General features: G+C 46.3%; 9 protein-coding genes and 1 tRNA gene. 4 read left to right on the top strand and 6 right to left on the bottom strand.

What is annotated here, in order from left to right:
• Window positions 1-257: phosphatase PAP2 family protein (locus tag PHF79_03160; protein ID MDD5318787.1), on the bottom strand; the 257-nt coding region annotated here is incomplete at its 3' end.
• A 245-nt stretch (window positions 258-502) separates the two neighbouring features.
• Window positions 503-589 (bottom strand) — tRNA-Ser (locus PHF79_03155).
• Window positions 590-846: 257 nt separating this feature from the next.
• Here PHF79_03155 and thrC point away from each other — a divergent pair.
• The gene (gene thrC / locus PHF79_03150; protein MDD5318786.1) at window positions 847-2,184 is read left to right on the top strand and encodes a threonine synthase; all 1,338 of its coding nucleotides are present in this window, start codon (window positions 847-849) and stop codon (window positions 2,182-2,184) included.
• A 139-nt stretch (window positions 2,185-2,323) separates the two neighbouring features.
• On the opposite strand, the gene PHF79_03145 is transcribed toward thrC, so the two are convergent.
• Window positions 2,324-2,620, bottom strand: coding sequence for an RNA-binding protein (locus PHF79_03145; protein ID MDD5318785.1), 297 nt, complete (start codon window positions 2,618-2,620; stop codon window positions 2,324-2,326).
• A 276-nt stretch (window positions 2,621-2,896) separates the two neighbouring features.
• Here PHF79_03145 and PHF79_03140 point away from each other — a divergent pair, with 276 nt between their 5' ends.
• The 3 genes from PHF79_03140 (at window position 2,897) to gpmI (ending at window position 6,863) form a co-directional block, all read left to right on the top strand.
• Entirely contained in the window at window positions 2,897-3,574 is a 678-nt protein-coding gene (locus PHF79_03140; protein MDD5318784.1) for a response regulator transcription factor, read from the top strand.
• A 450-nt stretch (window positions 3,575-4,024) separates the two neighbouring features.
• Window positions 4,025-5,329 (top strand): phosphopyruvate hydratase, encoded by a 1,305-nt coding sequence (eno, locus tag PHF79_03135; protein MDD5318783.1) that lies wholly within the window; start codon window positions 4,025-4,027, stop codon window positions 5,327-5,329.
• A gap of 4 nt (window positions 5,330-5,333) precedes the next feature.
• Entirely contained in the window at window positions 5,334-6,863 is a 1,530-nt protein-coding gene (gene gpmI / locus PHF79_03130; GenBank protein MDD5318782.1) for a 2,3-bisphosphoglycerate-independent phosphoglycerate mutase, read from the top strand.
• Window positions 6,864-6,892: 29 nt separating this feature from the next.
• On the opposite strand, the gene PHF79_03125 is transcribed toward gpmI, so the two are convergent.
• The 3 genes from PHF79_03125 to PHF79_03115 all read right to left on the bottom strand — a co-directional run.
• On the bottom strand, window positions 6,893-7,099 hold the full coding sequence (locus PHF79_03125) for a prepilin-type N-terminal cleavage/methylation domain-containing protein (GenBank protein MDD5318781.1): 207 nt from the start codon (window positions 7,097-7,099) through the stop codon (window positions 6,893-6,895).
• Window positions 7,100-7,159: 60 nt separating this feature from the next.
• The gene (locus tag PHF79_03120; protein ID MDD5318780.1) at window positions 7,160-8,590 is read right to left on the bottom strand and encodes a hypothetical protein; all 1,431 of its coding nucleotides are present in this window, start codon (window positions 8,588-8,590) and stop codon (window positions 7,160-7,162) included.
• The coding region (locus tag PHF79_03115; protein ID MDD5318779.1) for a type II secretion system F family protein at window positions 8,574-9,143 on the bottom strand (570 nt) is incomplete at its 5' end. The genes PHF79_03115 and PHF79_03120, both read right to left, overlap by 17 nt.

Raw genomic sequence — 9,143 nt, 5'->3', positions numbered from 1 at the left:
GTGTGATCCGAAGGAAATCCATTGTCGGGTATGTGTGGGACAAGAGGAGTAAAGTTGCCTACGACAAAAGGCCGCGGGTCAAAATACACGTGGTTCAATATATAAACAAGAACATATGTGAGAGGTACGGCTACGGCGGCAAGGACCAGCATTTTCTTTTGCCTGGCGCGAGACTGCATCAGGAAAAATATACCCGCCAAGATAGGTGAAAGGATGAAAAGATACTTTGCGCCAAAAATAAATATATTATTCAACATTCCTTATCATATATTTTATTTGTCAGGAATGCTAGAGTTCGGTCTTTTTGCTTTCAATGAGGAAATGATTTCGATTTCTGGCGGAGAGGAAGGGATTCGCTCCTTACAGGAGCGGTACAGTCTTCGCGTCGTGCTCGCTACGCTCCGCGCGACATGCTCAGACTTTTCGAATCCCTTACGCGATGCGTCCATGCGCATCGCTCCCCTCCTCCGCTCACAAAATCGCAAGCGATTTTTGTTCGCTGCGGAGAGGAAGGGATTCGAACCCTTGGTACCGTTTCCAGCACACAGTCTTTCCAGGACTGCCGATTAAACCGCTCTCGCACCTCTCCATCTTATTTTATTTTGTTCGACCTGGCAGACCTCTAAGTTACCTCATTTTGACATCGTCGGCAAACTCAATGACCCCTTATTTTGTTTTCAATTTTATTTCTGAAACAATCTCCGCAACAGTTTTATCTCCACATTCAATTATAATATCCGCGGCCAATTGATAGAGTGGCTGTCTTTCGGAAAATAAAATTTCAACCGTTTTTTCCAAACCAACCAGACTAGTATAACATTCCCTGTCTATGCTAGACTTGGGCGCATGAACAAATACCATTTCTGGCACAAAAGCATTAAATCTGGCAAAACATATACACCCGATAAATTTCTCTACACTGACCCTGAAACCAATGAGCTTTTAATGGTGGAAAGGGATGAAGCCTACATCACCCAGACTCTCGGCTCCGGTAAACAGCTCTGTGAGCATTTCGATGCTTTGCGTTACGGTCCCGAGCGTCGCACTTATCCAAACAATTCGGGCGTCTGGCTCTGGCGAGATTTTATTCTCCCAGGTTTTCCCGAGGAAGCCATCATCTCCCTTAATGAAGGTCAGACAGACCTATTTGAGATCCCAGACTGGCTAAAAAAACAGATAGGGCTGAATAAACTTTTCATCAAAATGGAAGGCCAGTCCCCTAGTGAAAGTTTTAAAGATCGTGGGATGCCTGTCGCCGTGTCTGACGCTCTCCGTCTCCAAATGCAAAACCCAGCGCTAGGTATTACGGGTGTCGCCTGCGCTTCGACTGGTGACACTTCCGCTGCCGCTGCTATTTATTCGGCCTACAGAAAAGACAAGCTGGCCTGCACGGTGCTGCTCCCCTACGAGCACATCGCTGATTCGCAACTTTTTCAAGCTATGGCTCATGGTGCCAACGTCATTGCAGTCAAACATCCAGATGGTTTTGATGGCTGCATGAAATTGATCCAAGAATTTACCGCCCATCATCCCGAACACGTTCTCGTCAACAGTAAAAATGATATGCGCCTTGTCGGTCAGGAAACTATCGGGCTTGAAATCCTCCAGGACCTCGAGTGGCAGGTGCCAGACTGGATTGTCATCCCAGTCGGCAATGGTGGCAACCTCTCGGCTCTGATGGTCGGACTGCTCCGTGCCAAGGAGCACGGCATGATCGATCGTTTGCCAGGCATCATTGGGGCTCAAGCCTCAGCCGCTGACACTCTCTCTCGCTGGGAGAGCAGTGACTTTACAAAATACGAACCAGGTCTCTTTAAGGAAACCGTCGCCTCCGCCATGAACATCAACGCCCCTGTTTCCTTTCCCCGCATCGAGTCGCTTTATAAAAAATTTCATATTCATTTCATGTCTGTTGAGGAAAAGGACATCAAGGACACCTGGGCGCGCTTTATGCAGGCAGGCGCCAACATTTGTCCTCAAAGTGCAGTCGCTCTCCACGCTGCTATCACCGCCCGAGCTAATGGTCTTATAAAAGAGGATGATACTGTCGTGTCGATTTCCACGGCTTCCGGCATTAAATTTTCTCAAGCCGGCATCAACTACCACAAAGGCAATGAAGGAAAGTTTAAGAATAGTTATAAAATCGCTGAGGGAAATTTGGAGGCAATTGAGAAGCTGCTGTAGTCTTATTCAATAAAGTTTTCAATCCCAGGCCCCAAAAACAAAACACTCTCAGCGACGTTTCGCAACATCCAGGACATTTTCATGTCTACAGATAGAGTGCGTACGAGCTGAGAGTGTTTTGTTTTTGGGACCGAAAAGCTTAGAAGCTTCGTCGATCGCCACCGCCAAAGCTTCGTCGCTCTGGTCGGTCTGTCATAGGACGAGCCTCGTTGACTGTGAGGACGCGGCCATCAACTTCCTTGCCATTGAACATGTCAATAGCGGCAGCTGCTGCATCGTCTTCCATTTCTACGAAACCGAATCCACGTGACTTGCCGGTCATTTTGTCAGTGATAACATTTGTTGAGACGACTCCGCCAGCTTTTGAAAAAGCTTCGCGAAGAGAATCAGCAGTAGTACCCCAAGACAAGTTTCCGACGTACAATTTTTTTGCCATTGTGTATCGTGTATATTTACTTATATATTTTTGCGATAGACGACCTTCCCTGCTAGTACGTAAAAGTAACTTTAAGTTAACACATACGACAACGACACGAGAAATCTACCAACCTCGGCATTATAGCATACTTGACGAAAAATGCAAGCGGTGGCGTATTACCTTCTTCATTGTTTCTTTATCTTTCCTTGAGGCTTCTTTAATGTGGCTAATTATATACTTCGAATAGCAGAAAGTTTTTTATCTGCTATTATTAATAAAATTTAAATAAAAATTATGCGTATCCTTTTGATAGAAGACGACTCTGAGCTGAGTGGCGTGCTCTGCCGAGCTCTTGTGCACGAAAATAACGTGGTGGACTTGGCAACCGATGGTGACCGCGGATCTTTTCTGGCGCGGACAAATGAATATGATGTGATCATCCTCGACAACAGGCTACCCAAGAAAAATGGCCCCGAAGTCTGCTTGGAAATCAGGCAAGCTGACGTAATGACTCCGATCATTGTCACTTCGGTCCAATCAGATGTAGATCAAAAAATTTCTCTGCTCGATGTAGGGGCCGATGACTATTTGACCAAGCCATATTCCTTTGAAGAACTACTAGCTCGGATTAAAGCTGTCCGTCGTAGACCCTACACCATCCAATCAGCCACTATGACTATCGACGACTTGACCATTGATCCAACGCGACAAAAAGTGACGCGAGGCAAAAAAGATGTCTACCTCACCCGCAAAGAATTTCTATTGCTCGAATGCATGATGCGTGCACCCGGAAAAGTTTTCTCTCGAGGTGTGATCATGGAGCACGTCTGGGACGTCAATGGTGATCCTTTTTCAAATACGATAGAAGCACACATCCGCAATCTCCGCAAAAAATTGGAAGTCGGTAAAAATACTAAAAAGTTGATTCACACCGTAGCTGGCAGGGGCTACAAGATTGACGGGGGTAAGTAGGAAAATAAAATATCACTTGAGGGAGACTCGCGCAGCGCGACGGCGCGAGCGTGAGGACAAAAGTCAGCAGACTTTTAGTCCGTTCTCCCGAGAGGGATATTTTATTTTCCTATTTGCGCCACCAAGTTGGATACTGCCCCGCCCTGAAACAAAATAAATCATAAACAAGCAAGACCACGATCCCTCGTGGAGCAAAAAGCAAGAGAGCATCACTAAATGAATGAGTCATTTCTAACGACAAGGATAGGAGGTAAACAAAGAAGAAAGCACATGAGAAGGTCACGATCCAACCCGGAAAATTAGTTGGGTAAAAAAGAGCAAACCAGCCAACTTTCCTGGGTTTAAACCAATAATGAGAGAGGTGTTTTGTGTACATACATCATATGGTATCATAGACGAACTATTTATTAAATTGTTAAAAGAATAAAAATAATCAGCAAAACCAAAATTATGTCGCACACCATTTCCAAAATTATTGGCCGTGAAATCCTGGACTCCCGAGGCAATCCCACTGTAGAGGTGGATGTATATCTGAAAAACGGCTCAATGGGGCGGGCTGCTGTCCCTTCTGGCGCCTCGACAGGCTCTCATGAAGCTATTGAGCTCCGCGACGGTGGCGTACGCTATGGAGGAAAAGGGGTGCAAAAAGCCGTAGCCAATGTCAATGGCCCTATTGCCAAAACCCTTAAAGGAAAAACTTTTGACCAAGCTTCTCTCGACACCAAAATGATCGCCCTCGACGGTACCGAAAACAAAGGCAAGCTCGGAGCCAATGCTATTCTCGGAGTGTCGATGGCTTTTTCTCATGCCGCGGCTGATGCTGAAGGCAAACCTCTCTACAAATATTTTGCTTCCATCGCCAAGACTGGCAAACCCATGTCTCTCCCCTTGCCGATGATGAATATCTTGAATGGTGGAAAACATGCCGAGCAGTCTACAGATCTACAAGAATTTATGATCATGCCAGTGGGTGCTAAAAGTTTTGCTCAGGCTCTCCAGATGGGCGCAGAAATTTTTCACGCTCTAAAAAAAATCTTGACCGCTCGTGGCCTAAACACTTCGGTCGGAGATGAGGGTGGGTATGCGCCATCACTTGGCTCGAACGAAGCCGCTATCGAAGTCATTCTCGAGGCCGTCACCAAAGCCGGGTATAAAGCAGGTAAAGACATTGCAATTGCGATTGATGCTGCCGCGACTGAGCTTTACAAAACAGATCCGAAAAATCCTGAAGGTTACTACGATCTAGCTAGTGAAAATAAAAAACTCAGCTCTGCTGAGATGGTCAGCTTTTACAGCGAATGGCTAAAGAAGTTCCCTATCGTCTCTATCGAGGATGGTTTTTCTGAAGACGATTGGGCTGGCTGGGAAATGATGACCAAAAATCTTGGGAAGAAAGTCCAAATCGTCGGCGATGATTTATTTGTGACTAACATCACTCGCCTCAAACGAGGGGTTGATGAGAAAGCCGGCAATTCTATCCTCATCAAACTCAATCAGATCGGCACCGTCACCGAAACAATCAACGCCATCAAGATGGCTCACAAAGCAGGCATGACGGCGGTTGTTTCCCACCGTTCAGGAGAAACCGAGGATACGACTATCGCCCATTTTGTGGTTGGTCTCGGATGTGGTCAAATCAAGACTGGCTCACTCTGCCGCTCCGAGCGCGTGGCCAAATACAACGAACTCCTCCGCATCGAAGAGGCTCTAGGCAAAAAAGCCGTTTTTGCCGGCAAAGGAGCTTTCAAAATATAAAAATATGAATAAAAATAAAATTCAAACAATGCTCATTGTCCTCGACGGTTGGGGCTATCGAGAAGAGACCAAAGACAATGCTATCGCCACAGCTCAAACACCTTTTTTTCATAGTATTTGGAATACCTATCCCCACACTCTTCTCAAAGCCAGTGGAAATGCTGTGGGTCTACCAGAAGGTCAAATGGGCAACAGTGAGGTGGGGCACACTACAATCGGTGCCGGTAAGCCTGTGGATACTGAGCTTGTGCGGATTGGCAGGGCTATTACCACCGGCGAATATGCTAAAAATCCCGCTTTCATAGCCCTCTTTGAGCACGTCAAAAAAAATAATTCTGTCCTTCATGTTCAGGGGCTTATTGGTGACGGAGGCGTCCATAGCCATCAGGAGCACCTTTTTGCTTTTTTGCGAGCGGCTAAAGAAGCCGGTATCGAGCGGGTAGCTATCCATGTTTTTACAGATGGTCGGGATACTCCACCTCAAAGCGCGGCCGAATATCTCCGCGAGCTTGAACGCGTTCTCCAAGAAGTCAAAATCGGTTTTATTGCTACTGTCTCCGGTCGCTTTTACGCTATGGACCGTGACAACAACTGGGACCGTTTGGCTAAATACGAGCAGGCTCTTTTTGAATGTAAGGGCAATGTTTGCCAAATCAAAAACACCCCGGCGTCAACTTTTGTCGAAAATCTTTACAAAGAAGGCAAGATTGATGAAATGCTCGAGCCAATTGTCTGTCTGGATGAAAATGGCAAGGGCTGCAGTATTCAACCTCACGACGGCGTTTTCTTTTTCAATTTCCGAGCTGACCGCGCACGCATGCTTTCCCAGAAAATTATTGAGATGGCCCCAAAGGAAGATGTCTTTTTTGTGACCATGACCGAATACAACACCGACTTCAAATGCATGGTCGCCTTTTCACCTGCCGTGATTGAGACGACTTTGGCCAAGGAAATCTCTCTAGCTGGCTTCACTCAAGCCCACATCGCTGAGACCGAAAAATTTCCTCATGCTACGTATTTCCTGAACGGGGGTGTGCAAAAAGAATATCCGGGTGAAAAATATATTTTATTGCCAAGCCACAAGGATGTGCCGACTCATGATCTTGCCCCTAAAATGCGGGCTGAAGGGATTGCGGATAAAGCGATTGAGGAAATAAATGCTGGCACGGATTTTATTTTTATAAACTTTGCCAATGCCGATATGGTTGGGCACACGGCCAATGTGCCGGCTATCATTCAGGCGGTTGAGGAAGTCGACCACCAGCTCAAGAGAGTGATTGATGCCCTGACTGCCCGCGGCGGCGTGGCTATCATCACAGCCGATCATGGCAATGCAGAAATGAATGTTGACCCAGTGACCGGTATCAAACACACTTCTCATACCACCAATCCAGTACCCTGTATTGTCACTTCTCACGCGGTGACTTCACTCCGCGATGGCGGCACTCTTGCTGATCTTACGCCTACCATCTTTAGCTTTCTGGGTATCAAAAAACCAGCGGTGATGACCGGCACAAGTTTAGTGGTTTCCTAGTTAAATACTTATTTTATTTGTAATGGTTTTTATTTTATTTTCTTCCACATCTCCCAGCTTAGCTCCGGAGGATTTTTAAAAATAGTCTCGACATATTCAAAGGCTCGCCTGTCGAGAGCTTGACTAGCAAAAATCAAATCATAGCTGGTCAGGATGAGAGTGGTCATAAGTAAAGAAAAAACTGTGATATAAATGAGACACTCAATCAGCGTGAACGCACATTTACAATGTTGCATGTGGCGACACTTATTGTGTTTTGTTGATTCCAAATTTTGCATTTGCTTTTTTACTGGCATTTATTTTTTTAAAGGTATGTCAATCTGATAAAGTGGATTTGTAGATGTCGCCACCAGGGCAAAAAAAGAAGTGTCGTCACAATCCAGAGCGACAGGTTTTAATAAATTGGCAGAAAACAGTACTTGCCCCAAAGGAAACGTGGTCGTTGCTCCAAACTGAACAATTTCAAACGACGCTGTAGTGCTAGCTGAAAAAATACCGGCCACTGGCCAGCGTCCGATTATGCCTTCAATACTGGCTCCTGTCCGAAAGGATGTGGTAGACGCGAGCGAAGTGATTTGGATGGAAGTGCTCGCAGCATTTAAAACATACAACTCATCTCCCCCGCCTTTGGTGCGTCCAAGGAAAACTTTTTCCATCGAAAGATCTAGATGCTTGCCGTTGCCTGAACCCTTTGGAGCATCAAAGTAGCCAACCTCTGTGCCAACCAAAGGAGGAGTGCTTGAGGCCGGACTCGAAGCAAAAGACAAGACTGTCAATTCTTGACTAGCTGGGGTGGCCACATACACAAGGCCGTGATCGACGGCGATTGAATTTATGCCAGAGCCAAATTCATAGCCACCAATTTCTTGGGGATGGTCTGGGTCTGAGACATCAATCACACGAAGTTCGGCGCCCACATTTTTGACCATGCCTAAATAGACCCTGGCCGAGCCATTATAAAAATCAAAAGCTAGAGACAAGACGTCGGCGCTGGCTCCAGATTGCAATCCAGACATTTTGAGGGTTGAGCGGATAAATGGGTGCGTTGGATCACTGATATCTATGATTTGGAGCTGGTTGGTCACACTTGAATTTCCCACGTAAGCCAGAGTGCCTGCCGTGGCTATCGACAAAAGTCCAGGCCCCGTGTCGAGCGAAGCTATTATGTGCGCTGGATCATGGCGATCAAGAATATGAAAGTCAGAGCTAGTGGCCCGCGCCGAGTCAGCCGTCATGTAGATATATCGGCCACGCACGTCCATGGCTGTCGGAATACTGTCAGCCTCGATGGAAAATGAAATTGGGTGCACCGTCGTAGATTGCCAATCGAAACGATCTGACCAATTTGTGGCTATTTTTACCGGATCAAAAACATCGAGGGCGGAAAAGTCTGGCCCAAGCCGACAGGTACTTTTACCAAATCCGTTTTGCCAGTCGCTAGTCAGGAAAAAAATGTCATCTAAATTGGGTGAACCTCTTTCTCCCACAGTCTGAGACCAAACATGATCCGCAAAAGGTGTAGTAGAAGCCGCCCCAAAAAGTGCCGCAAAAGAGTCCAGCCAAGTCTGATCGGCTAAAATATTTTTTTCCAATTGCATGTTGCCAGACATAATTTCGAATCCAAAACCAAGCGTCAGTGAACCGACGATGCAGGCTATGACAAGCTCGAGCATCAGACTGCCTTTGCAGGCCTGTCGTGACAGAAGAAACTCAATGCGCCGAGACATGCTGGGTCAAGGCATACATCGGCGTAATAATAGAAAGCGCAATCAAGCCAACACAAAGACCAATCCCAATCATAGCCAGCGGCTCGACTAGAGTAGCCAGACGTGCCAACTTTTCAGTCAAATCAGCTCGATAAAAGTCGGCTATACTTTTTAGCGTGTGGGCCAACATACCCGAACGCTCACCCACCGACAACATTTCAAGCATATCAGGCTGAATCAGATAACCCTTTGAAAAAGCCTCGTGCAAAGATTCCCCTTCGTTGACGGATTTATAGGTCTGAAAAATAAAATCCTGGCCAATTAAAATTGAAGATGTTTGGGCACAAACAGAAAGCGAATCTAATAAAGTGGCTTGGGATTTAAGAAGTCCGGCTAAAGTGTCAAAGCAAGAAATACTAAAGGAGGATTTGAGCATGGAGCCCACCAGAGGCATTCGCAAAATATTTTTCTCAACCTGCCTGCGAAAGTTTGGTCTCTTTTTCCACAGAAAAAATACAAGGCCAGAAATCAGCACTACAAAAAAAGCACCTGCTGGACCATACCGACCCAAGCC

The organism is Candidatus Paceibacterota bacterium, from assembly GCA_028714275.1.
Classification (GTDB): Bacteria; Patescibacteriota; Minisyncoccia; order Phycocordibacterales; family CAINVO01; genus CAINVO01.
This window is presented reverse-complemented; position numbering and strand designations above follow the sequence as displayed.

Excerpts from the sequence above, each read along its gene's own strand:
- gpmI (MDD5318782.1), top strand. The coding sequence starts at position 5,334 with ATGAATAAAAATAAAATTCAAACAATGCTCATTGTCCTCGACGGTTGG.
- PHF79_03145 (MDD5318785.1), bottom strand. The coding sequence starts at position 2,620 with ATGGCAAAAAAATTGTACGTCGGAAACTTGTCTTGGGGTACTACTGCT.
- eno (MDD5318783.1), top strand. The coding sequence starts at position 4,025 with ATGTCGCACACCATTTCCAAAATTATTGGCCGTGAAATCCTGGACTCC.
- thrC (MDD5318786.1), top strand. The coding sequence starts at position 847 with ATGAACAAATACCATTTCTGGCACAAAAGCATTAAATCTGGCAAAACA.
- PHF79_03120 (MDD5318780.1), bottom strand. The coding sequence starts at position 8,590 with ATGTCTCGGCGCATTGAGTTTCTTCTGTCACGACAGGCCTGCAAAGGC.
- PHF79_03125 (MDD5318781.1), bottom strand. The coding sequence starts at position 7,099 with ATGCAACATTGTAAATGTGCGTTCACGCTGATTGAGTGTCTCATTTAT.
- PHF79_03140 (MDD5318784.1), top strand. The coding sequence starts at position 2,897 with ATGCGTATCCTTTTGATAGAAGACGACTCTGAGCTGAGTGGCGTGCTC.